This is a genomic window from Roseinatronobacter sp. (genome assembly GCF_051859525.1).
Lineage (GTDB): Bacteria > Pseudomonadota > Alphaproteobacteria > Rhodobacterales > Rhodobacteraceae > Roseinatronobacter.
The window spans coordinates 10,197-34,945 of sequence record NZ_JBHYFM010000023.1; the positions used below are offsets into that span (position 1 = coordinate 10,197).

The window sequence follows — 24,749 nt, forward strand, 5'->3', positions numbered from 1 at the left end:
GATCCGGCGTTATAGGGATGCACTTTATGCAGGCGGCATACTCCGCCATTAATGGCTTGGTGTGTCACAGGCAAAATCGGCAGGCCGCGGGACGGCCCACCGATGGCGCGGCGGGCTGCGCCCTTGATTCCGCGCCTTGGGCATTTCCTGCGCACGCAACACACCAAAACCGGACCGGCACTGCGGGTCCGTCAGCCTGCAAGCCCCCGAACACTCAGTCCCCATACCCTTCGACGATCACCAGATCAGCCATGGAACAGGGCGCGCGAAATGCCTTCGCCGCCTGATATTCCGCGCTGTCATAACAGGCGCGCGCGGTTGCCAGATCAGCGAATTCAATCACCACTGTCCGCGCGCGACTTGTCCCCTCGATCTGGGATTGCGCGCCCCCGCGAATGATGAATTTCGCGTCATATTTCGCAAATGCAGCAGCATTCGCGCGAATATATGCCGCATAAGCGTCGGCATCTTTGACATCGACATGGGCAACCCAATAGGCTTTGGGCATTGGAATTCGTCCTTTGTTCATGCTGTCCGGCCAGCTGCCGCACAAAGTCGCCAGTTTTTGCGTCAAGTCAAGGTGCCGTTACATTTCCCCTGATACAAAGGAACACGGGAGACAGACCAAAACGCACGCATGCGTTATTAGAAATCCGGCGCGACAGATCCTATCCTGTCACCGCCATAACGGGAGGAATAATCGATGATGGACCCGGTTTCATTCTGGATGCAGGCCAATCTTTTCTGGATCAGGCTGTATCAGTCGCAGCAGGAAACCTATCTGCGCATGTTGTGCAGCGTGGCAAAAGCGGTGCCGCATGAAACAGCGGCCGAAATCGCTGCCGAAGCGGAGGCTATGAAAACCACGCTGAAACCCGTGGCACGGTCAACCCCGCAATCCAGAAAACCTGCTGCCCGCAAAACACGGCTGGCAGCAACGGCCTGAATATCATTTGGCGGGCTGCGCCAGATCGGCAAGTATGGGGCAATCGGGGCTTTGATCGCCCGAACAGGCCTCGATCAGGTGGGCCAGTGTTGCGCGCATCTGCTGCAATTCTGCAAGCTGTTCGTCCACGCGCGTCAGATGCTCGCGCGCAAGGCGTTTGACATCCGCACTTGTGCGCGTCTTGTCGTGATACAATCCCAGCAACTGGCGGCATTCCTCGACCGAGAACCCAAGCGCGCGGGCGCGGCGCAGAAAGGCCAGCCTGTGCAGATCCTCGGGGCTGAAATCGCGATAGCCGTTATGCATGCGCGCAGGCTGGATCAGCCCGATATCTTCATAGAACCTGATCGTCTTGGGGGGCAGACCTGCCCTGCGTCCGGCTTCGGAAATATTCATGATGCCCCCTGTGTTTCAGACCGCATTACGGCTGGCATGAAACGCAGCCGCAAGGCGTTTGATAGCACGAAAACCGAACTCAGGGCCATGGCCCCTGCCGCCAGCATCGGCGACAGCAAAACCCCCATGGCTGGATACAGCACCCCCGCCGCCACCGGAACAAGCGCGGTGTTATAGGCGAAGGCCCAGAACAGGTTCTGGCGGATATTGCGCATGGTGCGGCGCGATACATCCAGCGCCTGCACCACACCGCGCGGATCGCCCGAGGCCAGCACCACATCTGCGGTTTCCACCGCAACATCGGTGCCGGTGCCAATCGCTATGCCCACATCGGCCTCGGCCAGTGCGGGGGCGTCGTTGATGCCGTCGCCCACGAAGGCCACACTGCCCCAATCGGCGCGCAGGGCCTCCAGTGCGTCAACCTTGCCTTTGGGCATCACCTCGGCGACGACACGGGTAATCCCCAGATCCCGCGCAATCGCCTCCGCAGTCGCGCGGGCATCACCGGAAATCATCGCGACATGCAGGCCCTGCGCCTGAAGGGCCGCAACCATCTGGCGCGCGCCCGCCTTGGGCTGGTCGGCCACGGCAATCATGGCCAGCATCTGCCCGCCCTGCGCCAGATACAGCGGCGTATGCCCGCGCGCCGCCAGATCCTGTGCCTTGTCGCGCAATGCGCCCGGTTCAATCCCTTCCTGAACCATCAGCCTTTCGGCGCCCAGCAACACCACCTGCCGGTCATTGACCGCGCGCACGCCCAGTCCGGTCAGCGACTTGAAGGCGCTGATCTCAGGCAGGGTCAGGCCCCTGTCCTGCGCCGCCGCAACAATCGCGCGCCCGATCGGGTGTTCGGACTGCCCTTCCAGCGCGGCGGCCAGCGCAAGCGCGTGATCGCCATCGCCCAGCGCCTCAAGTGCGGTCAGCACGGGGCGCCCATCGGTCAGGGTGCCGGTCTTGTCGAAGGCCACGCCCTGCACGCGGTCCATAAGCTGAAGTGCACTGCCCTTGCGGAACAACACCCCCAATTCGGCGGCGCGGCCCGTTCCCACCATCACCGATGTGGGTGTGGCCAGCCCCATCGCACAGGGGCAGGCGATGATAAGCACCGAAACCCCCGCCACCAGCGCAAAGGTCACATCAGGACCGAAGGCCAGCCAGACCAGCACTGTCAGAACCGCAATACCAATCACGACCGGCACAAAATACATTGTCACCTTGTCGACCAGCGCCTGAACCGGCAGTTTCGCGCCCTGCGCCCCTTCGACCATGCGAATGATCTGCGCCAGAACCGTGTCGGCGCCCGTGCGCGTAATGGTCATACGGAACGCCCCTGCCCCGTTGACTGTGCCACCCACCAGCCTGTCCAGCGGTCCTTTGGACACGGGCAGCGGTTCGCCCGTTATCATGCTTTCATCGACCAGCGCCTCGCCTTCGGTCAGTTCGCCGTCGGCAGGAATCCGTTCGCCGGGGCGCACCAGAACCACATCCCCCGCGACCAGCTTCGCTGTTGGAATATCGACTTGCGCACCATCGCGCAGCACCCGCGCGGTCTTGGGCTGCATCCCGACCAGTCGCGCAATCGCAGCCCCTGTGCGCCCTTTGGCGCGCGCTTCCAGCCAGCGGCCCAGCAGGATCAGCGTCACAATAACTGCCGCCGCTTCAAAATAGACCGCGCGCGTGCCTTCGGGCAATATATCGGGGGCGAAGGTGGCAATGACGGAAAACCCCCATGCCGCGCCCGTGCCTACGGCCACAAGGCTGTTCATATCAGGGGCCGCACGCCACAGCGCAGGCAGGCCGCGCAGGAAGAACATGCGCCCCGGACCGGCCAGAACCGCCGTTGTCAGAACGAACTGCACCAGCCATAGCGTCTGCATTCCGATTGTATGGTGCAACCAGTGGTGAAAGGGCGGAAAGGCATGGCCGCCCATTTCCAGCACAAAAACCGGCAGCGTCAGCGCGCCCGCAACCCAGAAGTTCCACCGCATATGCGCGGCTTCGCGGCTTTGGCGCGCGCGCGGGTCACTGTCTTGCGTTGCATCATCCGACAGAATGCGCGCGGGATAGCCCGCCTGTTCCAGCCGTTGCAGTAGTCCCGCCGGATCGCCCTGACCATCCGGATAGGTGACCTGCGCGCGTCCGGTATTCAGGTTGACACTGGCGCGCAACACCTGCGGGTCCGACAACAGCGCCGCTTCGGCACGCGCAACGCAAGACCCGCAGGTCATGTTGTCCAGTTCCAGATCGATCTGCGCCACGCGCATGGGATAGCCTGCCTTGCGCAAGGCCGTCTGCACCCTGTCCAGGCCGACACCGTCATCCAGCCGGATCGTTGCCTGCGACAATGCCAAGTTGACGCTGGCATCGTGAACCCCCTCAACCGCATTCAGGGCCGTTTCCGCGCGCCGCACACAGCCCGCGCAAGACAGGCCATCAAGTGGGAAGGACCGGCTTGCCGTGATCTGGTCGGTATGGACATTCATCGGTGAACCCCTGCAGCAAGTGTATCTGCACCACCACATGGCCCTTCCAGTAGATGGAGGGTCAAGGCCTAACGATAGAAAATACCGAAAATCGCGTCCAGCAAGATGTCATGTCCGGGTTTGTCCCTGCAATTGTGCAAGTCTGGCGGCTATGATGGTCCTTGCGGCCTCGACGGCCTGTGTGATGCTCATCTCGGTCGTATCAAGGATAACTGCGTCACTGGCGGCACACAGGGGCGCATCTGCACGCGCCATGTCGCGCGTATCACGTTCGCGCACCTGCCTTAACACCTCATCATAGCTTGCCGCCCCGTCCCCCGCTTCCAGCCAACGGCGGCGGGCGCGGGTTTCGGCGCTGGCGGTGATGAACAGTTTCACCTCGGCCAGCGGGCAGATCACGGTGCCAATATCGCGCCCGTCCAGAACCGCGCCGCCGTCGCGGCGTGCAAAATCCCGCTGGAACGCGGTCAATGCGGCGCGCACTTCCGGAATTGCGGCAACGCGGCTGGCGGCCTCGCCCGCTTCAAGGCTGCGCAGATCATCGCGCGCCAGATCATCGGGTGTCAGCCCTTTTGCCGCGGCCACTGGGTTGCCGCCCTTGGCGCCAACTGCGCGATACAGCAACCCCGTATCCAGATGGGCGAACCCGAAGTCGCGTGCCACAGCACGGCTGATTGTGCCTTTGCCAGCGGCGGCAGGGCCATCAATGGCAACTGTGAACTGCATCATCTCCTCCGTAAGTGCCAGGCCCCCTCTTGCCTGTATTGTCACCCAACTGCAACGATGAAGCGCATTCTTGTGCTGGCCCGAATGCGTTCGTGGAAAAGAAAGAAAACTAGCCTATCTGCCGATGCAGAACTTGTCTTCAGATTCGTCAAATGAAAGCCCGCGTAAATGTTCAAACCCGCCATATTCATCGCCCCCCTGATTGCTGCAACAATCGGGCTGGGTGCAGGACCGACCGCCGCACAGGACCGCGCCCTTGCATTCTCGCTGACCGGCGGGGTGGCAACGGCGCCTAAATATTTCGGGGCCAGCCGCAACAGCATATCACCGGGCGGGGCCTTCGGGTTTACGGGATTAAGTTTCGGGCGGGTGCAACTGGGCAATCCGGATGGTCCGGCCCAATTCGCAACCGGCACCGGCCTGCGCGGGTCGCTGCGCTATATCCCCAAGCGCAAAGGGGAAAAGGAACTTGCCGGTCTGGATGATGTGAAAGCATCGCTTGAAATTGGAGCGGGCGTGCACCACACAGCCGAGTTCTGGCAGGTGTTTGCCGACCTGCGCTATGGTGTGATCGGGCATAAGGCGGTCGCGGGTGAATTGGGCGCGAATGCAATCTATCGCGGTGCCAATGGTCTGGTGGTGCATGCAGGCCCGCGCGCGGGCTTTGGCAATGCGCGGTTCATGCGCAGCTATTTCGGTGTCACCGATGCGGAATCTTCGGCATCGGGGCTGGCGGCCTACAGGCCATCGGGCGGTGTGCATTCTGTGGGCGTGGAACTAGGCATGTATCAACCCTTAAGTGACGATTGGGGCATTACGGGCACGTTGCGCTATGACCGGCTGCGCGGGGATGCGGGCAATTCGCCAATCGTGCGTCAGGGCAGCCGCGATCAGGTCGGGGCCTCGATCGGGGTGACGCGGCATTTCAACTTCCGTTTCTGACGCAAGCCCGCGATGTCCGTGACGGTGGCATTTACGTCTGCCGCGCGCTAGGTCTGGGGGAAACCGCAACAGAATCGGAGTGCGCATGCCCCACCCTACCCCCCGTCCTGCCACAGGCCCGCTGGCACCGGAATTCGTGACCTTTGATCTGGACATGCTGCAAACGCATGAAGGCCATGTTGTCATATTCGCCGAAGCGGACGCGCCCTTGCCGCGCGCGACAAAGCGTGCGGACAAGCTGACGCGCGGGGCCGTGTCGCGCGCGGTCGCAAGTGCGCGTTTCGCGGCACGGGACGCGGGCGGCGCGGTGGTTCTGAACTGGCCTGCGGGCATGCAGGCCGAGGCCCTTGTGATTGTGCGGCTGGGCAAGGGGGCGTCCGCAGCCACATTGCGCGCGGCCGGTATCAGTATTGGCAAGGCACTGTCAAAAGCCCCTGCCCTGATCTGTGCCGATGCCACGCCCCTGCCCGAACTGCTGCAAGCTACGGCCTTGCGGGCCTATCAGTATCAGGCGCAAAAATCCGACCCCAAGCCCGGTTTTGGCCCTGTCACAGTGATGATCCGCGACACGGACAAGGCCGCGGATTGCGCCGATGCACTGGCCGTGGCCCGCGCCGTCCACCTGACCCGCGATCTGGTCAACGCCCCCGCAAATGTGCTGACCACCACCAGTTTCGCCGAACAGATCAGCGACATGAAAACGCTTGGCCTGAAGGTGGAAATTCTGGACGAGGACGACTTGACCCGCCTTGGCCTGCGCGCGCTTCTGGCAGTCGGGCAAGGGTCTGAAAGCCCGTCAAAACTGGCAATCCTGCACTGGCAGGGGGCCGAAGGTGCGCCGCTGGCAATTATCGGCAAGGGCGTCATGTTCGACACGGGCGGCGTGTCCATCAAACCCGCGGCAGGCATGGAAGACATGACCATGGATATGGGTGGTGCTGCGGTCACTGTCGGCCTGATGCAGGCACTGGCGACACGCAAGGCGCGCGCGAATGTCGTGGGACTGGTGGGTCTGGTCGAAAACATGCCCGATGGCCGCGCCCAGCGGCCCGGCGATGTCGTGAAATCGCTGAAAGGCGACATGATCGAGGTGATCAACACCGATGCCGAGGGGCGCATGGTGCTGGCCGATGTGCTTTGGTATGCGCAGGACCGCTTTGCCCCGCGCGCCGTGATCGACCTTGCCACATTGACAGGCGCCATCATCATCGCGCTGGGGCATGACAAGGCGGGCGTATTCTCGAATAATGACGCCTTGGCCAATGCCTTTTTGAAGGCCGCAGATCAGGTGGGCGAAGGGGCGTGGCGCATGCCGCTTGGGGCAGGCTATGACAAGCTGATTTCGTCACGGATTGCGGATGTGAAGAATTCGGGCGGACGCCCTGCCGGTTCCATTACGGCGGCGCAGTTCCTGCAACGTTTCATCATGCCCGAAACCCCGTGGATACACCTGGACATTGCCGGTGTGGCGCTGACGAAATCCGACAGTGCCCATGCGCCCAAAGGAGCGTCAGGCTGGGGCGTTCTGGCGCTGGATGCCCTGATCCGTGCGGAATTCGAGGACGGCTGAGCATGGGCAAGGTCATGTTCTATCACCTGACGCGCAACCCGCTGGAGGTTACAGCGCATATGCTGCTGGAACGCGCGTATCAAACAGGGTGGCGCGTGACCGTGCGCGGACGCAGCGACGACGTGCTGGCGCGACTGGATGAGATGCTTTGGTCGCGCGACAAGGCGGGGTTTCTGCCACATGGCCTTGCGGGCGGGGCCGATGACGCCGATCAGCCCGTCTTGCTGACGACGGACCACGCCTGCCCCAATTCCCCCGCCTGCCTGATGGTCATCGACATGGCCGAGGCCACCCCGCAAGAGGCCCTTGGGCTGGAGCGGTTATGGGTCTTGTTCGACGGGCATGACCCTGCCGCCATGGACAAGGCGCGCAGCCAGTGGAAGGCCGTGGCAGCCGCAGGCGTGCAGGCGGAATACTGGTCCGAGGACAGCGGGCGGTGGCAGTTGAAGGCACAATCTGGCGGGTGACGCGCGGGCGCACAGGTGGAATTTGAGTATTTTTGGCAAGATGAAGTCAAATGCGGTTCCAGTATCCGGCGGCGCAGGCTAGTAAGCAGGCAAACACCACAAGTTCGAGAGGCGCGCGCATGATCCTTTATCCGGCAATTGATCTGAAAGACGGGCAATGTGTGCGCCTGTATAAGGGCGCTATGGATCAGGCGACCGTGTTCAATGACGACCCAGCCGCGCAGGCCCGCGCCTTTGCGGCGCAAGGGGCGGAATGGCTGCATCTGGTGGATCTGAACGGGGCCTTTGCGGGCAGTCCCGTCAATGCAGGTGCGGTCGAGGGGATTCTGGCCGCTGTGGATATTCCCTGCCAGCTGGGTGGCGGCATCCGGGATATGGCCACGATCGAGATGTGGCTGGACAAAGGGCTGCGCCGTGTGATCCTTGGCACCGTGGCCGTGGAAAACCCCGATCTGGTGCGACAGGCGGCGGGTGCGTTTCCCGGTCGGGTGGCTGTGGGAATTGACGCGAGAGAGGGGCGCGTGGCGACCAAGGGTTGGGAGACCGAAACCGATGTCGAGGTGACAGAACTGGCCCGCCGGTTCGAGGATGCAGGCGTTGCGGCGATTATCTATACCGATATCAACCGCGACGGGGCGATGCAGGGGCCGAATGTGGCGGCAACTGCCGCCCTTGCGCAGGCCACGCGCATACCTGTCATCGCCTCGGGCGGCGTGTCGCGGCTGGAGGATCTTGTGGCCTTGCGCGATTGCGGCGCAGCGCTGGACGGGGCCATTTCGGGCCGCGCGCTGTATGATGGCAAGCTGGATCTGGCACAGGCCCTGGCGGCCCTGAAAGGGTAGCCGCCCCCGCTATGCGGGGGGTAGGTTGCGCGCGGCCTCTCGCTGCGCGGGTTTGCTGAGGGCGGACCCCGGCCCCGCCAGAAATTCGCGCACGCGGTCCGGATTGCGGCGCGACAGGTCACGAAGCCACCATGCAATCGCCTTCTGGATGAACCTGTCACGGTCGGGCACCAATTGTTCGGCCCAGCCAAGCACCTGTTCGCGCGCGGCAATATCGGCGGCTTTGGGATGGGGCAGTCTCGCCCAGGGCAGCGTCATGACCAAGGCCGCGCGGCGCGTCCACATATTGGGGTGGGTGATCCAGCCCGCCACCTGGTCCAGTCGGGCAGGATCGGCCTGCAACCGCTTGGCCCCTGCAATGGCCGCATGATCCGCCAGCGCCCAGCTGTCGAAATCCTGCGCCCATGTCGCAATCATGGTCCATGCGGTGCTGTCTTCCGGCCGCATGCGCGCCTGTGTCAGCAGCTTTGCCGCCAGAATACGCGCCTCATGGATGTTGCTGTCCCACAGTGCCTGCGCCATATCGCAGCGCGCGGGCAGGCCGTGGTCGCGGCGCAAATCGCGCGCCATCTCGTCCAGAAGCTGCGCCGATATGCCCAGAAAATCGCGCGGGGTCTTGTGATAGGCGGCCATTTCAGCCGCCTTGCCCGCGTCCGACAGGCTGCGCAGATGCGCCAGCAGGTCTGCGCTGTCGCCGGTCATTCGACCGTTACCGATTTGGCCAGATTGCGCGGCTGGTCCACATCGGTGCCCAGATGCAGCGCCGTGTGATAGGCAATAAGCTGTGCAGGCACCGCATAGACAATCGGCGCGATAAGTTCGGGCACGGCCGGCATTTGCAGGCTGCGCGGCACATCACCCGCCGCCGCCAGCCCCTGCGCGTCGGAAATCAGCAAGACCTGCCCCTGACGGGCCATCACCTCGTGCATGTTGGAAATCGTCTTTTCAAACAACGCGTCATGGCGGGCGAAAACGATGACAGGCAAATCTTCGTCAATCAGCGCAATCGGGCCGTGTTTCAGTTCGCCCGCTGCATAAGCTTCGGCATGTATGTAGCTGATTTCCTTTAGTTTCAACGCACCTTCCAGCGCGATGGGATACATGACCCCGCGCCCCAGAAACAACACATCACGGGCCTTGGACAAGGATTCAGTGACGCGGCGGATTTCTTCTTCGCGGTCAAGCGCTTGTGCGATGAAACCCGGTGCACTGCGCAACTGCGCCACAAGATCGGCGTGTTCGGGCGCGGCAAGATGCCCGCGCGCCAGCCCGGCTTGCAAGGCCAGCAATGCCAGAACCTGCAACTGCGCGGTAAATGCCTTGGTCGAGGCCACGCCGATTTCCGGCCCTGCATGGATGGTCAGCGCCAGATCGCTTTCGCGCGCGATGGAGGATGTGGGCACATTCACCACCGACACCACTTGGGCCACACGCCCCTGCACATGGCGCAACGCGGCCAATGTGTCGGCGGTTTCGCCCGACTGGCTGACAAACAGCGCCATATTGTCCGGCCCCAGAACCGGATCGCGGTAGCGGAATTCGGAAGCGATATCCAACTCGACCGACAGGCCCGCATATTTTTCAAACCAGTATTTCGCCACCTGACAGGCATAAAATGCCGTGCCACAGGCCACCATGACCAGCCGGTCGGCGCGCGCGAATTCCAGCCCTGCCGGCAGGTCCAGCCCGTCAGGCCCTGAATATTGTTCCAGCGCGGCTTGCAGCACGGCGGGCTGTTCGGCCATTTCCTTGGCCATGAAATGGCGGTGGCCGGATTTGTCCACGCGCGCGGAGTCAACATTGATATGCTGCATGCGCCGGTTGGTCTGGTTGCCGTCGGCGTCGAATATCTGCGCGCCTGCCCGTGTAATGACCGTCCAGTCCCCGTCTTCCAGATAGGTGATGCGGTCGGTCATCGGCGCCAGCGCAATAGCGTCCGAGCCCAGATACATTTCACCATCCCCATGCCCGATCGCCAGTGGCGAGCCGCGCCGCGCGCCGATCATCAGGTCGTCCTCGCCTGCGAACAGGAAGGCCAGCGCGAACGCCCCCTCCAGCCGCGACAGGGTTGCGCGCGCGGCCTGAACCGGCGTCATGCCCTGATCCAGATACGCACTTGTCAGTTGCACAATCGTCTCGGTATCGGTCTGGCTGCTGAAATGCGCGCCTGCCGCGCCCAGTTCGTCGCGCAGGGCGCGGAAATTCTCGATTATGCCGTTATGCACCACGGCCACGCGCCCCGCCTGATGGGGATGGGCATTTTCCACGGTCGGGCTGCCATGGGTGGCCCAGCGGGTATGGCCAATCCCCGACCGGCCCGGAAGTGCGTCATGCACCATCACATCCGACAGGTTGATCAGCTTGCCCACCGCACGGCGGCGGTCCAGATGGCCGCGATTGACCGTCGCAATGCCCGCGCTGTCATAGCCGCGATATTCCAGCCGTTTCAACGCATCCAGAATCAGCGGCGACACTTCGTGATTGCCAAGAACACCAACAATACCACACATACCAATTATCCTTTCACGCGCGCGGCTTTTGCGGCGCGCAACTTGTCCATCAGCCGCTTGCCAAGCCCCGGTTTGGTGTCCTGCCGTGCCCGTCCCAGCGCAAGCGCGCCATCGGGCACATCACTGGTAATGACCGACCCCGACCCTGTCATGGCATGCGCGCCCACAACAACAGGCGCGACCAACATGGTGCTGGACCCGATGAAAGCCCCTTCGCCAATGGTGGTATGATGCTTGAACACCCCGTCATAATTGCATGTGACCGTGCCCGCGCCCAGATTGGCCCGCGCGCCGATATCCGCATCACCGACATAGCTGAGGTGGTTGACCTTCGCGCCCTCGTCCAGCGTGGCATTCTTGATTTCAACGAAATTGCCGACGCGCACATCCTCGGCCAGTTCTGCCCCGGGGCGCAGCCGCGCATAGGGGCCGACCACCGCCCCACGGCTGACATGCGCGCCTTCCAGATGGCTGAACGCGCGGATGGTTGCGCCACCTTCAACGCTGACACCGGGGCCGAACACGACATAGGGTTCGATGATACTGTCGCAGCCGATCACCGTGTCCTGTGCGAAAATCACCGTATCTGGCGCTTGCATGGCCACGCCGTTTTCCAGTGCTTGCATGCGCGCGCGCGCCTGAAAGGCAGCTTCTGCGGCGGCCAGTTCGGCGCGGGTATTGATGCCCAGTGTCTCGGATTGCGGGCAGATCACGACACCGGCGGACAGGCCCTGCGCGCGCGCAAGCGCCACAATGTCGGTCAGGTAATACTCGCTGGCCGCATTGTCATTTCCGACCTGCGCAACAAGGTCGAACAATTGCGCACGATCCGCACATATCACCCCGCTATTGCAAAGGGTTATCGCGCGCTCTTCATCCGTTGCATCCTTGAATTCAACGATACGTTCCAGCGTATCCCCCGCCGTGACCAGCCGCCCGTAGCGCGCGGGATCCGCGGCAGTGAACCCCAGCACGACAACATCATGTGTGGCGCGTGCCGCGCGCAGCGCGTGCAGCGTCTGCTCGCTGATAAAGGGCGTGTCGCCATACAGCACCACCACATCACCGGACGCCCCGGAAAGTGCATCAGCCGCCTGCGCCACGGCATGCGCGGTACCCAGCTGCTGCGCCTGCACCACGACCTTGGCGCGCTCGTCCTCGGACAGAACGACATGTTCCACCTGATCCGCGCCGTGCCCCACCACGACGACAACATGATCAGGGTCCAATGCGCGCCCTGCACGCATGCAATGAAGGACCAGCGGCACCTGCGCCAGCGGGTGAAGGACTTTTGGCATATCCGATTGCATGCGACTGCCCTGTCCGGCAGCAAGGATAATCAACGAAACCGACATAATGCCCCACTCTTTCTATAATTTTTGTTGCGCGGTTCTGCCCCAATTACGGCACAGGACGCAAGGCACACAAGGTTCACTTCTGATTTCAGGCTGAAACAGGCAAAAATCGGTATGTCCCATTTCCAATTTGACAGAAATCAACGTCATGGGCGAAGCTGGGTGTCAAACTATGCCCAGCGCAACAGGAAAATGAAGGACTTAGAACATGTATGGCAGAATAATTGTCGCGGTGGATCTGGAACATACCGATCAGGCCAAAGCGCTGGTCAGGCGCGCGGCCAGCTTGTTGGATGCGGGCGGGGAAATGCGCCTTGTCCATGTACTGGAGGAAGTGCCCGGTTTCATTGCCGCGCAATTGCCGCGCGACACACAAGAACGCCGCCGCGCCGAAGCCGTGGTGGAACTGAAGGCCATGACAAACCCTGCCGATGGCCTGCGCGTTATCGAGGATGTGCGCTATGGCGCGGCATCAGGGCAGATCATGCAGGCCGCCGAGGACAGCAATGCCGACCTGATCATGATTGCCAGCCACAAACCCGGACTTGGGGACTATTTCATCGGGTCAACTGCGGCGCGCGTTGTGCGCCATGCGACCTGTTCCGTGCTGATTCAACGCTGATACAACCAAAGGAAACCATAAATATGTATAACTCCATCATCATCGCAGCCGCATTGTTCAACGAAGGGGCCACAACCCGCGCGGCGCTGGACAAAGCGCGCAAATTGCTGTCCGAGGGCGGCAAGGTCACGCTGGTGCATGTCATCGACGAAATTCCCGGCTATGTGGCCGCTGCCATTCCGCAAAGCCAGATTTCGGCACGCCGCCGCGATGTCGAGGAACAGCTGGCCGCCATTGCCGGCGAATATTCCGATATGAGCGTCAGCACGGTCATTCGTCAGGGCCAGCCGTCAGCGTCGATTCTGGGCTGCGCCCAGGAGGCAAACGCCGACCTGATCATGATCGCCAGCCACAAACCGGGGTTGAGTGACTATTTCATCGGCTCGACCGCCGCGCGGATTGTCCGGCACGCACAAGTGTCTGTTCTGGTAACGCGCTAGGCCAACGGACTGTTGCACCCCCCCGCGCCGTCACCATGGAGGGCGCGGGGGTTTGCTTTGCATGGCATGCTGTGCCATGCTTCACGCAATCAACCGACGCGGGAGAGACCTGAATGTATAAATCCATCGTTATTGCCGTTGCCCTGTTCAACAGGGGTGCCACCAGCCGCAGCCTGATCGACAAGGCGAACAAACTTGTGGAAGCGGGCGGATCGATCACACTGGTGCATGTGATGGATGAAATTCCGGCCTATCTGACCGCCGCTGTATCCAAGGACCAGCTGCTGAACCATCGCAAATCCATCCGGACGCAACTGGAATCGCTGGCCGCACGCGCCAAGGCCAAGAATGTGGATATCGACCTGCGCGGCGGACGCCCGTCCGAGAATATTCTGAAATGCGCCCGCGAATGCAATGCCGACCTGATCATGATTGCCAGCCACAAACCGGGGATGAGCGATTATTTCATCGGCTCGACCGCCGCGCGCGTTGTGCGCCACTCTCCGATATCGGTTCTGGTTGAACGCTGACGCTTTTTTCCGCCATATGCCGCGATCCGGCCTTTCCTATTACGCATAAGCCGTTATCTGAAGGGCAGATTACAGGAGGCGGCAGATGTCAGATGCGTTGGTCATTTTCACACCCTCGGGCAAACGGGGGCGTTTTCCATTGGGGACGCCGGTTCTGACGGCTGCGCGCCAACTGGGCGTCGATCTGGATTCGGTGTGCGGCGGGCGCGGCATATGTTCCAAATGCCAGATCTCGCCCGGGTATGGCGAGTTTTCCAAGCATGGTGTCACAGTGGCCAGTGATGCCCTGTCGGACTGGAACGCGGTTGAGCAACGCTATCACGACAAGCGCGGGCTGAAGGACGGGCGGCGGCTGGGCTGTCAGGCGCAGATCATGGGCGATGTGGTCATTGATGTGCCCGCCGAAAGTCAGGTGCACCGGCAGGTCGTGCGCAAGGCCGCCAGCGCGCGCCCCATCACCATGGACCCAGCAACACGGCTGTATCTGGTGGATGTGACCGAACCCGACATGCACGAACCCTCGGGCGATCTTGAACGCCTTTGCGACGCGCTGCGTGAACAATGGCAGATCGACACGGTGACCGCATCGCTGGACGTGCTGCGCAAGCTGCAACCGGCGTTGCGGCAAGGCGCGTGGCAGGTGACAGTCGCCCTGCACAAGGACCACCGCGATGGCCCGCATCGGGTTCTGGATATCTGGCCGGGGCTGTATGAAGGCGGGCTTTACGGTCTGGCGGTCGATCTTGGGTCCACCACCATTGCCGCGCATCTGTGCGATTTGCGCACCGGCGCGGTTGTGACATCATCAGGGATCATGAACCCGCAAATCCGCTTTGGCGAGGATCTGATGTCGCGCGTCAGCTATGCGATGATGAACCCCGGCGGCGATGTGGAAATGACACGCACCGTGCGCGAAGGCATGAACACCCTGTTTGACGCCATCGCGCAGGACGCGGGCATAACGGCACGCGAAATCATGGAAGCTGTGGTCGTGTGCAACCCTGTCATGCATCACCTGTTTCTGGGCATTGATCCTGTGGAACTGGGGCAGGCCCCTTTCGCGCTGGCCACGTCCGATTCGCTGTCGCTGGACGCGCGCGAATTGGACCTGCATGCCATGAACCCCGCTGCGCGCACCTATCTGCTGCCCTGCATTGCGGGGCATGTGGGCGCGGATGCGGCTGCGGTCGCCCTATCCGAGAGCCCCGAAACATCGGACGATCTGGTCTTGGTGGTTGATGTGGGCACCAATGCCGAAATCCTGCTGGGCGACAAGCGCCGCGTTCTGGCCTGTTCGTCCCCCACTGGCCCCGCATTTGAGGGGGCGCAGATATCATCAGGCCAGCGCGCGGCCCCCGGCGCGATCGAGGCCATTCGCATTGACCCCGCCACGCGCGAGCCGCGCTTTCGCGTGATCGGCTGCGATTTGTGGTCGGATGACCCCGCATTTGGCGATGCCATAGCGTCCACCGGCGTAACAGGGATTTGCGGGTCGGGCATTATCGAGGCTGTGGCCGAAATGCGCATGGCGGGGCTGGTGGACAAGTCGGGCCTGATCGGGTCTGCGGAACAGACCGGCACATGGCGCTGCCAGTCCGAGGGGCGCACACATGCCTATCTGATCCATGATGCCAGCGCCACGGGCGGGCCGCGCATTACCGTGACCCAAGGCGATATTCGCGCCATCCAACTGGCCAAATCCGCACTTTATGCGGGTGCGCGCCTGTTGATGGACGAAATCTGCGCCGATCATGTGGACCGCGTTGTTCTGGCCGGTGCGTTTGGCGCGCATATCAGCCCCAAACACGCGATGGTTCTGGGCATGATCCCCGACGCGCTGCTGGCGAATGTGACCAGTGCGGGAAATGCAGCCGGACATGGCGCACGCATTGCACTGTGCAGCGCCAGTGCCCGCGCCGCAATCGAGGCGACGGTGCGGCGTATCCACAAGGTCGAAACCGCCATCGAGCCGCGTTTTCAGGAACATTTCGTCAATGCCAGCGCCCTGCCCCATGCCGTGGACGGTTTTCCCGAACTGGCGCAGATTGTCACCCTGCCCGATGTAAGTTTCAACACCGGCGGCGGTGACGGCGATGGCGGGCGGCGCAGACGCAAGCGCGGCTAGATCATATTCACGGCGCTTAAAGCCTGCCCTTGTTCATAACAAAAAGCCCGGATGCAGCGCATCCGGGCTTTTCTGATAATATGTGCTGGCCCGATCAGTTGCCGGTCAGTTCACGCAGACGTTCCGCAACCTGTTCCAGCAGTTCGGGGTTGTCACCGGCCGCTTGCAGCAGGCTTTCGATTGTCGCGCGTTCAGCCATACCCAGTCCGGCTGCCTCAATGCGCGCGCGGATCGCGTCAAGCGACAGGTCAAGGCCCAGTTCCTGCGTCTCGACTGCTTCCTCGATGGCGTCAGCGGTGGTTTCTGCAGCATCCGGCGACAGGTCCTCAGCCGCGTCCTCGACAGCGGCATCTACTGTTGCGGGATCGGTGCCTGCCTCTGTGCCATTCTGGCCGATGATTTCCTCGACCGCATCCTCGACGCTTTGCGATTCAGCAGCGACTTCGCCCTCAACGGCCTGATCAACGGTTTCGGCCGCTTCATCGGCGACATCGTCAAGCAATTCCTCGACGCTCGGCTCTTCCTCGATTGCGGCTTCTTCCTCAAGAACCGGCTCTTCCTCGATCGCGGGCTCTTCTTCGACGATCGGGTCTTCGACCGGCTCCTCAATCGGGTCCTCGATCGTCACCTCTGGCTCTGGTGCGGGAACCGGCTCGGGGGTGTCGCGCGACTGCACGCCCAACCAAATAGCCACAGCAACCGCAGCGGCGGCAATAATGATCAACATTGTTTTGTTCATATGTGGCATCCTTTACCATGATATCAATCTGGCGAAAGGTTATCGCAGAGTTTTCTGCACTTGCAAAGGTCAGATATGCACCCCTTTCGAAACAAGCGTGTTACTGCCCAGCAAGATTGAATCTTCGCGCTTGAATCACAGCCCCCGCGCCTTTATCCTGCGCCATCATTGAAACGCGAGAAGGAATCTTACCATAGCCCGCAGACCGCATAATGCCCCGCCGCAACGCGACACTGGCCCGCGTGTAAACGACCGCATCCGTGCGCCGGAAATCCGCCTTATCGGGGCCGAAGGTGAAAATCTGGGGGTTGTAAAACCCTCTCAGGCGATAATGCTGGCCGAAGAGGTGGGCCTGGATCTTGTCGAGATCTCGCCCAACGCGACCCCGCCGGTCTGCAAGATCATGGATTTCGGCAAATACAAATACGAATTGCAAAAGCGCGAAGCCGAAGCGCGCAAGAAGCAGCACATCATCGAGATCAAGGAAGTCAAATTCCGTCCCAACACCGACACGCATGACTATGACGTCAAAATGCGCAATGTCGTCCGCTTTCTGGAAGCTGGCGACAAGGTGAAGGTCACGCTGCGCTTTCGCGGACGCGAGATGGCACACCAGAATATCGGGTCCGAATTGCTGCACCGTGTCGCTGGCGACATCGAGGAGATTGGCAAGGTCGAAAGCATGCCCAAGATGGAAGGGCGGCAGATGATCATGATGATCTCTCCGCGCTGACGGACTTAGACCACGCGACATAACGGCCCGCTGCATTTTGTGGCGGGCTTTTTATTGCGGGTGGGTCTGGCCTGTTGCGGTCATTGGGTATTGCCCCAAGGTGCGGAATCAAGGCCGCAGGTGGCCCACACCATCGGCGGGCCGTCCCGCCAATGGCGCGGGCTTTATCCAAGTGCGAAGGGCAGCTTCAGGCCAACGACTGAACGACGCCTGCGCGTGTTCAACAACACACACATTGCAGCAGATCACACCGCAAGTTCCGAGGCCTGCCGCGCCAGTTTCTGCGCGATTGCAGGTTCCAGCGCGGGGGGCGCGGTGTTCAGCATGAACCCAAGCGTCAGATACATGCCTGTGGTTGCCATCAGGTCCAGCACCCCCTGTTTCCCCACCAGCGCCACCACATCAGCCAGTTGCGCGGGATCAAGGCGCTTGTTGTCCAAAAGCGCGTCAACAGCGCCCGCAAGCAGCGCATCTTCCGGCTGCATCTGGTCCGGCGCACCGCGCAGCGCGTTGATACGGCCCTTGTCCAGCCCTGCGGCCAGCCCGCGCACGACATGCTGGTTCCATTCATAGGCGCAGCCCACACGATGCGCGAGCCGCAGAATCACCACCTCGGCCCGTTGCGGGCCAAGGGATGTGTGCTGCACGATATGGGTGCGCAAATCCGTCCATGCCCGCAACAGCGCCGGATGGTGGGCCATGATGCGGTAAACATTCAACTGTCCGGCAAAGCCCGCGCGCATATCGTGCAGCGCTTGGGGCCAGTCCGTGTCGGACAGGGGCGCGAAATCGGGCACGCTCATGCCGCCAGCGCCGCCTTGACCGCATCGGACAGGCGCTGTGTCACCTGTGCAAGGTCGTCTTTGGTCACAATGAAGGGCGGGGCAAGAAGCACATGATCGCCCTGCACCCCGTCAATCGTCCCGCCCATGGGATAGACCATAAGCCCGCGCTCCATCGCCTCGCGCTTGATATGGGCGTGGATCTTGCGCGCGGGATCGAACGGGGCCTTCGTTTCGCGGTCGGCCACAAGTTCGATCGCCTGAAACAGCCCGCGCCCGCGAATATCACCAATATGCGGGTGCTGCCCGAAGGCCTGCTGCAGGTTGTCGCGCAACACCGCGCCCATGTCGCGGACATTGGCCAGCAGGTTGTCCCGCGCAATCACTTGCTGCACGGCCAGTCCGGCAGCCGCTGCCATCGGGTGGCCCATATAGGTGTGGCCATGCTGGAAGAACCCCGACCCGTTTGCAAATGCGTCATAGATTTTCTGGCTTAGCAATGTGGCCCCGATGGGCTGATACCCCCCGCCAAGCCCCTTGGCGATGGTCAGCAGGTCCGGCGCAATGCCGTCATGTTCGCACGCATACAGGCTGCCCGTGCGCCCCATGCCGCACATCACTTCGTCAAGGATTAACAACACCCCGTAACGATCACAAATCGCACGGATATGTTTGAAATAATCGCCCACAGCCGGCACGGCACCTGCTGTGGCACCGACCACAGGTTCGGCCACGAATGCCGCAACAGTATCAGGGCCAAGTTCCAGAATCTTCGCTTCCAGCTCGCCCGCTGCGCGCAAGGCATACTCGGCATCTGTTTCGCCCGCATGCTGTTCGCGGTAAGCGAAACACGGCGCTATATGATGCGCCTGCATCAGCAGCGGCTTGAACTGCGCGCGGCGCCATTCATTCCCGCCTGCCGCCAGCGCGCCCAGCGTGTTGCCATGATAGCTTTGACGGCGCGCAATGATGTGGCGGCGCTGCGGCTGGCCGGTTTCAGTGAAATACTGCCGCGCCATTTTCAACGCGGCCTCGACCGCTTCGGACCCGCCGGACACAAGATAGACATGGCTTAACCCATCAGGCGCGCTGGCAATCAGCGTGTCTGCCAGTTCTTCGGCCACATCAGAGGTGAAAAACCCCGTATGCGCATAGGCAAGCCGGTCAAGCTGCGCATGCAACGCCGCCAGCACATCGGGATGCGCATGGCCCAGACAGGACACAGCCGCCCCGCCCGATGCATCGATATACTGCTTGCCCGCCGCATCGGTAAAATGGATGCCCGCTGCGGACACGGCCTTGCGCGGGGGGGTATGGATGGAACGGTGCAACAAACGTGTCATGGGTCTGCCTTGTCATCAGGGAACTGAAAGAACGTGTTCAGCGTGGCCAGCTGGCGGTCCAGCCCGTCCAGCCGCGCCAGCGTTTCGGGATCATCGGCACGCGCCACCAGCGCTGCCAGCACATCGGCCATCAGGAATGCCGGTGTCATCGCATGCAGATAGGATGCGCTGGCTGTGGGCACGATCAGCGCGGTGTCATCCGCGCCGACCAGTGGCGAAAACGGGCTGTCGGTCACCGCGACAATGTGCAGGCCACGCTGGCGGGCCTGTTCCGTGGCATCCACGACCGCGCGGGTATAGGGCTGCACGCAGCACACAAACAGCGCATCATCAGCGCCTGCACGCAGCAACGGGTCAAACCCTGTGCCGCCCGCCATATCCAGCAAGATGGCGCGGTCACTGACCAGCGACAGCGCATAGTAGAAATGCCACGCCACTGCGTGGCTGGAACGCTGCCCAAGGCAGAATATGCGCGCGGATTTTGACAAACGATGCGCGGCACGATCAAGGGCACCTGCCACATCATGATTGGCCAGCCCCGCAATTTGTGCAGACGCATGCGAAATCATCGCATCGGCAGCGCCGGACACGCTGTCTGCATCAACCTTCAGGCGTTTTTGCGCCTGCCCGCTTAGCCCCTGCACCATGTCGCGCAGAATATCGGCATGCTGGGCGCGCAAGGCGTCAAAGCCGTCATACCCCAGCGCCTGCGCCAGCCGTGTCATGGATGCAGGCTGCACGCCTGCGCGTCGCGCCTGTTCGCGCATGGACAGCAGCGCCACATCGCGCGGGTTGTCGACAATCCATTGCGCGGCCTGGCGCAACTGGCCAGGCAATTCGGGCAGACGGGCTGCTATGCGGGACTGAATTCGTTGCATCATGCCAGCACAGATACCACGTTTGAATCACGCAAGCAACATTCATTTCCAGTTATGAAACATGTGTTTCATTCGCGCCTGAACGATAGCGGCGTGCCAGAGGCGGGGAACATGTCATGGCCTGCATCGAAGGCGGTGCCTTGCGCCAGCACACACATACGCCCGTCAGGCAATGTGACGGCAATGGTCCAGTCTGTGCTGCCGGTCGCTGCGAATAGCTCCATCACGGCACGCCCCGCCAGACCGATGGCGCGGCGCGATTGCGCAGCAGCGGACAGCAGTTCCAGAACATCCGCGCGCGCGCCACAGGACAGTCCTTGTGCGTGAGCCGGCACGGCCAACAAGGCAAGGGCGAAGGCAAGGCAGACAGGTTTCAGTCGCATGGATCAGTCCTTTTGCAGGGGGATTGGGTCAAAGCACAAGCCTGCCACAAAACCTGCCAAAACGCGGTAAAGGCACCGAACGCAGCGCCGCGCCGTGCAAACCGGCAGTTTTGCCGCGATGCAGCAAAACAGGGCTTGCCAAATGTAACCGAAACTGGTGTTTTGCACGCAATATTATTACGAGGAGAGACTCATGGACACGCGCCCCTTTCGATCGGTTCTGTATATTCCCGGCTCCAAGGAGCGGGCGCTGGAAAAAGCCACCGGCCTTGCCACTGATGCAATTATCTTTGATCTGGAAGATGCGGTTGCGATTGATGAAAAACCGAATGCCCGCAAGCTGCTGGCCGAAAAACTGGGCACGCTGGACTATGGCAGGCGCGCGAAGCTGGTGCGCATCAACGCGCTGTCCACACCCTGGGGCGCGGATGATCTGGATATGATTGCCACGGCAAAACCCGAAGCAATCCTGCTGCCCAAAGTGGACAGCGCCGCACATGTCGCCCACCTCTCCCGCCTGCTGGAGGCCCGCAGCGAAACCGCAGACACCCGCATCTGGGCGATGATAGAATCCCCGCTTGGGGTGCTGAACGCGCTGGAAATCGCGCAGGCGCCGCGCATGGCAGGGTTCATCATGGGCACGAACGATCTGGCCAAGGATATGGGCTGCCGGTTCCGCGCGGACCGCCTGCCGTTGCTGTCGGCGCTGCAACTGCCGCTGATGGCCGCCAAGGCCGCAGGCATTGTGGCAGTGGACGGGGTTTACAATGCCTTCAAGGATGATGACGGGCTGCGCGCGGAATGCCAGCAGGGCCGCGACATGGGTTTTGACGGCAAAACGCTGATTCACCCCGCGCAACTGGAGATCGCCAATCAGGTCTTTGCCCCCTCTGACGCAGAAATTGACCTTGCCCGCCGCCAGATTGCCGCCTTCGACGCGGCCACAGCAAAAGGCGAAGGCGTGGCGGTCGTGGATGGAAAGATCGTCGAGAATCTGCATATTGTGACCGCACAGCAAATCCTTGCGAAGGCAGACGCCATCGCATCCTTCACGGAGTAGCCATTATGGGAACCCCCCTTCTGATCCTTGGCGTTGCCCTTTGGGCAGGCGCGCATCAGTTCAAACGACTGGCACCTGAAAAACGCGCCGGATTGGGCGACAGGGGTAAGGGGTTGGTTGCGGTGGCCTTGCTGGCCTCGATCGTGGTGATGACCATCGGCTACCGCATGGCAGACCCTGTCTGGCTGTGGGTGTCACCGCCATGGATGACGCATGTGAACAACCTGCTGGTGTTTCTGGGCTTCTATCTGTTCGCCGTCTCGGGGCTGAAAACCGGCCTGCATCAGCGCATCCGCCACCCGCAATTGTCGGGGTTCAAGGCATGGGCGCTGGCACATTTGCTGGTGGTGGGCACCCTTCAGGGGGTTATCCTGTTCGGCGGTTTGCTGGCATGGGCGGTGGTGTCGGTTATCTTGATCAACCGCGCAAACCGCGACTGGACACGCCCGCCTGAAGCCGCAATGTGGAAAGAAGGCGTGGCGGTTGTCGGCGCGCTGTTTGCAATGCTGGTGGTGGGCCAGATTCATGGCTGGCTTGGCCCCTGGCCCTTCGGAGGATAACCCATGCGCGCCTACAGATTACTGACCGCAGAAGACACATCTGCCTTTTGCCACAAGGTCACAGAAGCCCTGTCCAAGGGGTGGGAGTTATATGGATCGCCCGCCTATGCACATGATCCGGCCACGGGGACCATGCGCTGCGCACAGGCCGTCATCAAGGATGTGGACGGCGCGTATGACCCGGAAGTGCGGTTGGGCAGCCTGTGATGTGACAGACCCTGCGGCGGGAAGATGAGTATTTTTAGCAAGATGAAGAGGGCAGGATGAGCAAGACCAGCGCAGGGCGTTTTTTTGAGGATTACCGGATCGGGCAGGTCATAGACCATGCCGTGCCGCGCAGTGTGGGCGCGGGGGAACGCGCGCTGTATCATGCGCTATATCCGGCACGCGGCGCGCTGTATTCATCCGATGAATTTGCCCGCGCCTGTGGCCTTCCCGCCAGCCCTGTGGATGATCTGGTTGCGTTTCACATTGTGTTCGGCAAATCGGTGCCTGATATAAGTCTGAATGCAGTGGCAAATCTGGGCTATGCGGCGGGGCGCTTCCTGCGCCCTGTCTATCCTGGTGACACGTTGCAAAGCGCCTCAGAGATCATCGGGCTGAAGCAGAATTCAAACGGCACATCCGGCGTCGTTTATGTGCGCACGCGCGGGCGCAACCAGCGCAATGAGGTGGTGCTGGATTATGTGCGCTGGGTCATGGTGCGCAAGCGTGATGCGGACGCCCCTGCCCCCGACACGGTGGTGCCGGACTTGCCGCAGGTGGTTGACCCGCAGGATCTGGTTGTGCCCGATGGGCTGGATTTCACCCGCTATGACTTCACCGCTGCGGGCGAGGCACATCGCTGGGGCGATTATGCCGTGGGCGAGCGGATTGACCATGTAGACGGCGTCACCATTGAAGAGGCCGAGCATATGCTGGCCACGCGCCTGTGGCAGAACACCGCCAAGGTGCATTTTGACGCCACCTTCCGCCCCGATGGCAAGCGGCTGATCTATGGCGGGCATGTGATATCACTGGCGCGGGCGCTGTCCTTCAACGGGCTGGCCAATGCCCAGATGATTGCGGCGATCAATGCGGGCGCCCATGCAAACCCCTGTTTTGCAGGCGACACCGTGCGCGCATGGTCCGAGGTTCTGGACCGCGCGGAAACACCTGCCCCCGGTGTCGGCGCGCTGCGGTTGCGGCTTGTGGCCACCAAGGGGGACGCGGGTATCTTGCGGACGGATGAGGGCAAATACCACCCTGATGTGTTGCTTGATCTGGATTACTGGGTCTTTGTTCCGCGCTAGGCAACAGCCGAGTCGGGCGGGTTGCCGATTGGTGATCACAAAACCGGCTTTATGTGATCACGTTTTGCAGAACTGTGATCACATACTGGATTTTCCCCGCAATTTTATTGCAAACCTTGCTGTTTTTATGGGCCGGAACGCGCCTGGGCGCGTGACATTTGCGTAAAAACCGCTATTGAAAGACCGAGAGCTTAGGCACTAGAGCCAGGCTGCGCGTGCAGCCCTGCCAGAGAGAAGGGAGCCATCCATGGCCGACGTGAACAGGGGCAACCGCCCGCTTTCCCCGCATTTGCAAATCTACCGCCTGCCGCTGGCTGCAATCTCCTCGATCCTGAACCGGATTACCGGGGTTGGCATGACACTGGCCGCAATGCTGATCATCTGGTGGTTTGCCGCAGGCGCCTTCGGGGCGGGGTATTTCGATTTTGTGGACGGGTTGCTGACATCCATTCTGGGCCATCTGGTGCTGATCGGATCGCTGGCGGCGCTGTGGTATCACATGCTGAATTCCATCCGGCACCTGATCTGGGACACAGGGCGCATGATGGATGTCGAAATCGTCGAGAAGACGACCTACGTCGTTTTTGCAGGCACCGTCATTCTGACGCTGCTGACAATCATCATCATCTGAGGGGGCGCGCAACATGGGGTTCAAAACAGATTATGCCCGCGTACACGGGTCCGGTTCCGCAGGCGAAGGCGCGCATCACTGGTGGTCGCAACGCGTCACGTCAATCGCGCTGATCCCGCTGACATTGCTGTTTATCGTGCCGTTTGGCCGCGCCTTGGGATCGGGGCATGACGCATTCATCGCCACCTATTCCAACCTGTGGCACGCTTTGGTTGCGGTGTTGTTCATCATCGCGGTTTTCGCGCATCTGCAACAGGGGTTGCAAACAGTGCTGGAAGACTATGTGCCAAACAAGGCCGCGCGCACAGTCGCGCTGCTGGCCAATACATTGCTGTGCTGGGCGTTCGGCGTTGCCGGTGTCCTGTCGGTTGCATCCGTCCTGTTCAGCGCCTGA

Annotated in this window: 28 protein-coding genes; 16 read left to right on the forward strand and 12 right to left on the reverse strand. The window is 61.7% G+C overall.

Annotated features, from left to right (window positions below):
- Positions 1-214: 214 nt before the first annotated feature.
- Positions 215-508 carry a DUF1330 domain-containing protein gene (locus ACTIE1_RS13745; protein ID WP_439560762.1) on the reverse strand — a complete coding sequence of 98 codons (294 nt, stop codon included), beginning with the start codon at positions 506-508 and terminating at the stop codon, positions 215-217.
- A gap of 195 nt (positions 509-703) precedes the next feature.
- Between ACTIE1_RS13745 and ACTIE1_RS13750 the strand changes: the two genes are divergently transcribed.
- Positions 704-946, forward strand: a complete 243-nt coding sequence (locus ACTIE1_RS13750) for a hypothetical protein (protein WP_439560763.1) — start codon at positions 704-706, stop codon at positions 944-946.
- Between the two features lie 3 nt (positions 947-949).
- On the opposite strand, the gene cueR is transcribed toward ACTIE1_RS13750, so the two are convergent.
- From cueR to ACTIE1_RS13765, 3 genes are all read right to left on the reverse strand, one after another.
- Complete coding sequence (gene cueR, locus ACTIE1_RS13755; RefSeq protein WP_439560764.1) at positions 950-1,342, reverse strand: Cu(I)-responsive transcriptional regulator; 393 nt, start codon at positions 1,340-1,342, stop codon at positions 950-952.
- The gene (locus ACTIE1_RS13760; RefSeq protein ID WP_439560765.1) at positions 1,339-3,825 is read right to left on the reverse strand and encodes a heavy metal translocating P-type ATPase; all 2,487 of its coding nucleotides are present in this window, start codon (positions 3,823-3,825) and stop codon (positions 1,339-1,341) included. The genes cueR and ACTIE1_RS13760 overlap by 4 nt, the downstream gene beginning before the upstream one ends.
- Positions 3,826-3,933: 108 nt before the next feature.
- A complete protein-coding gene (locus tag ACTIE1_RS13765; protein ID WP_439560766.1) occupies positions 3,934-4,551 on the reverse strand; it encodes a (d)CMP kinase in 618 nt (205 codons plus the stop codon).
- Positions 4,552-4,719: 168 nt separating this feature from the next.
- Here ACTIE1_RS13765 and ACTIE1_RS13770 point away from each other — a divergent pair, with 168 nt between their 5' ends.
- From ACTIE1_RS13770 to hisA, 4 genes are all read left to right on the forward strand, one after another.
- Positions 4,720-5,493 carry a MipA/OmpV family protein gene (locus ACTIE1_RS13770; RefSeq protein WP_439560767.1) on the forward strand — a complete coding sequence of 258 codons (774 nt, stop codon included), beginning with the start codon at positions 4,720-4,722 and terminating at the stop codon, positions 5,491-5,493.
- 85 nt (positions 5,494-5,578) lie between these two features.
- A complete protein-coding gene (locus tag ACTIE1_RS13775; protein ID WP_439560768.1) occupies positions 5,579-7,063 on the forward strand; it encodes a leucyl aminopeptidase in 1,485 nt (494 codons plus the stop codon).
- A gap of 2 nt (positions 7,064-7,065) precedes the next feature.
- A complete protein-coding gene (locus tag ACTIE1_RS13780) occupies positions 7,066-7,530 on the forward strand; it encodes a DNA polymerase III subunit chi (protein ID WP_439560769.1) in 465 nt (154 codons plus the stop codon).
- A gap of 119 nt (positions 7,531-7,649) precedes the next feature.
- Positions 7,650-8,372 (forward strand): 1-(5-phosphoribosyl)-5-[(5-phosphoribosylamino)methylideneamino]imidazole-4-carboxamide isomerase, encoded by a 723-nt coding sequence (gene hisA, locus ACTIE1_RS13785; RefSeq protein ID WP_439560770.1) that lies wholly within the window; start codon positions 7,650-7,652, stop codon positions 8,370-8,372.
- A gap of 9 nt (positions 8,373-8,381) precedes the next feature.
- Here hisA and ACTIE1_RS13790 read toward each other — a convergent pair whose 3' ends face one another.
- Genes ACTIE1_RS13790 through glmU form a run of 3 tightly spaced genes read right to left on the reverse strand, consistent with a single transcriptional unit; the run spans position 8,382 to position 12,237 of the window.
- On the reverse strand, positions 8,382-9,074 hold the full coding sequence (locus tag ACTIE1_RS13790) for a DNA alkylation repair protein (protein WP_439560771.1): 693 nt from the start codon (positions 9,072-9,074) through the stop codon (positions 8,382-8,384).
- Positions 9,071-10,882 carry a glutamine--fructose-6-phosphate transaminase (isomerizing) gene (gene glmS, locus ACTIE1_RS13795; protein ID WP_439560772.1) on the reverse strand — a complete coding sequence of 604 codons (1,812 nt, stop codon included), beginning with the start codon at positions 10,880-10,882 and terminating at the stop codon, positions 9,071-9,073. Before glmS ends, ACTIE1_RS13790 begins: the two co-directional genes overlap by 4 nt.
- 5 nt (positions 10,883-10,887) lie before the next feature.
- Complete coding sequence (gene glmU, locus ACTIE1_RS13800) at positions 10,888-12,237, reverse strand: bifunctional UDP-N-acetylglucosamine diphosphorylase/glucosamine-1-phosphate N-acetyltransferase GlmU (protein ID WP_439563446.1); 1,350 nt, start codon at positions 12,235-12,237, stop codon at positions 10,888-10,890.
- Positions 12,238-12,445: 208 nt separating this feature from the next.
- Here glmU and ACTIE1_RS13805 point away from each other — a divergent pair, with 208 nt between their 5' ends.
- The 4 genes from ACTIE1_RS13805 to ACTIE1_RS13820 all read left to right on the forward strand — a co-directional run bounded on the left by ACTIE1_RS13805 (position 12,446) and on the right by ACTIE1_RS13820 (position 15,954).
- Positions 12,446-12,859 carry a universal stress protein gene (locus ACTIE1_RS13805; protein ID WP_439560774.1) on the forward strand — a complete coding sequence of 138 codons (414 nt, stop codon included), beginning with the start codon at positions 12,446-12,448 and terminating at the stop codon, positions 12,857-12,859.
- A 23-nt stretch (positions 12,860-12,882) separates the two neighbouring features.
- Positions 12,883-13,299 carry a universal stress protein gene (locus ACTIE1_RS13810; protein WP_439560775.1) on the forward strand — a complete coding sequence of 139 codons (417 nt, stop codon included), beginning with the start codon at positions 12,883-12,885 and terminating at the stop codon, positions 13,297-13,299.
- Between the two features lie 113 nt (positions 13,300-13,412).
- Positions 13,413-13,829, forward strand: a complete 417-nt coding sequence (locus ACTIE1_RS13815) for a universal stress protein (RefSeq protein ID WP_439560776.1) — start codon at positions 13,413-13,415, stop codon at positions 13,827-13,829.
- A gap of 85 nt (positions 13,830-13,914) precedes the next feature.
- A complete protein-coding gene (locus ACTIE1_RS13820; RefSeq protein ID WP_439560777.1) occupies positions 13,915-15,954 on the forward strand; it encodes an ASKHA domain-containing protein in 2,040 nt (679 codons plus the stop codon).
- Positions 15,955-16,048: 94 nt separating this feature from the next.
- Here the strand turns inward: ACTIE1_RS13820 and ACTIE1_RS13825 are convergent, their stop codons facing one another.
- A complete protein-coding gene (locus ACTIE1_RS13825) occupies positions 16,049-16,693 on the reverse strand; it encodes a hypothetical protein (RefSeq protein ID WP_439560778.1) in 645 nt (214 codons plus the stop codon).
- 193 nt (positions 16,694-16,886) lie between these two features.
- Here ACTIE1_RS13825 and infC point away from each other — a divergent pair, with 193 nt between their 5' ends.
- A complete protein-coding gene (infC, locus tag ACTIE1_RS13830; protein WP_439561181.1) occupies positions 16,887-17,426 on the forward strand; it encodes a translation initiation factor IF-3 in 540 nt (179 codons plus the stop codon).
- Between the two features lie 245 nt (positions 17,427-17,671).
- Here the strand turns inward: infC and ACTIE1_RS13835 are convergent, their stop codons facing one another.
- The 4 genes from ACTIE1_RS13835 to ACTIE1_RS13850 form a co-directional block, all read right to left on the reverse strand.
- Positions 17,672-18,229 carry a carboxymuconolactone decarboxylase family protein gene (locus tag ACTIE1_RS13835; protein ID WP_439560779.1) on the reverse strand — a complete coding sequence of 186 codons (558 nt, stop codon included), beginning with the start codon at positions 18,227-18,229 and terminating at the stop codon, positions 17,672-17,674.
- Positions 18,226-19,551 (reverse strand): aspartate aminotransferase family protein, encoded by a 1,326-nt coding sequence (locus ACTIE1_RS13840; RefSeq protein WP_439563447.1) that lies wholly within the window; start codon positions 19,549-19,551, stop codon positions 18,226-18,228. Before ACTIE1_RS13840 ends, ACTIE1_RS13835 begins: the two co-directional genes overlap by 4 nt.
- Positions 19,548-20,432 (reverse strand): MurR/RpiR family transcriptional regulator, encoded by an 885-nt coding sequence (locus ACTIE1_RS13845; RefSeq protein ID WP_439560781.1) that lies wholly within the window; start codon positions 20,430-20,432, stop codon positions 19,548-19,550. Before ACTIE1_RS13845 ends, ACTIE1_RS13840 begins: the two co-directional genes overlap by 4 nt.
- 65 nt (positions 20,433-20,497) lie before the next feature.
- On the reverse strand, positions 20,498-20,812 hold the full coding sequence (locus tag ACTIE1_RS13850; protein ID WP_439560782.1) for a hypothetical protein: 315 nt from the start codon (positions 20,810-20,812) through the stop codon (positions 20,498-20,500).
- Between the two features lie 193 nt (positions 20,813-21,005).
- Between ACTIE1_RS13850 and ACTIE1_RS13855 the strand changes: the two genes are divergently transcribed.
- The 6 genes from ACTIE1_RS13855 (at position 21,006) to sdhD (ending at position 24,749) form a co-directional block, all read left to right on the forward strand.
- A complete protein-coding gene (locus ACTIE1_RS13855) occupies positions 21,006-21,872 on the forward strand; it encodes an HpcH/HpaI aldolase/citrate lyase family protein (RefSeq protein ID WP_439560783.1) in 867 nt (288 codons plus the stop codon).
- 5 nt (positions 21,873-21,877) lie between these two features.
- Positions 21,878-22,432, forward strand: a complete 555-nt coding sequence (locus ACTIE1_RS13860; protein WP_439560784.1) for an NnrU family protein — start codon at positions 21,878-21,880, stop codon at positions 22,430-22,432.
- A 3-nt stretch (positions 22,433-22,435) separates the two neighbouring features.
- Positions 22,436-22,639, forward strand: coding sequence for a DUF1737 domain-containing protein (locus ACTIE1_RS13865; RefSeq protein WP_439560785.1), 204 nt, complete (start codon positions 22,436-22,438; stop codon positions 22,637-22,639).
- 56 nt (positions 22,640-22,695) lie between these two features.
- On the forward strand, positions 22,696-23,724 hold the full coding sequence (locus ACTIE1_RS13870) for a MaoC family dehydratase (RefSeq protein WP_439560786.1): 1,029 nt from the start codon (positions 22,696-22,698) through the stop codon (positions 23,722-23,724).
- A gap of 247 nt (positions 23,725-23,971) precedes the next feature.
- A complete protein-coding gene (gene sdhC, locus ACTIE1_RS13875; protein ID WP_439560787.1) occupies positions 23,972-24,355 on the forward strand; it encodes a succinate dehydrogenase, cytochrome b556 subunit in 384 nt (127 codons plus the stop codon).
- A 13-nt stretch (positions 24,356-24,368) separates the two neighbouring features.
- Positions 24,369-24,749, forward strand: a complete 381-nt coding sequence (gene sdhD / locus ACTIE1_RS13880; RefSeq protein WP_439560788.1) for a succinate dehydrogenase, hydrophobic membrane anchor protein — start codon at positions 24,369-24,371, stop codon at positions 24,747-24,749.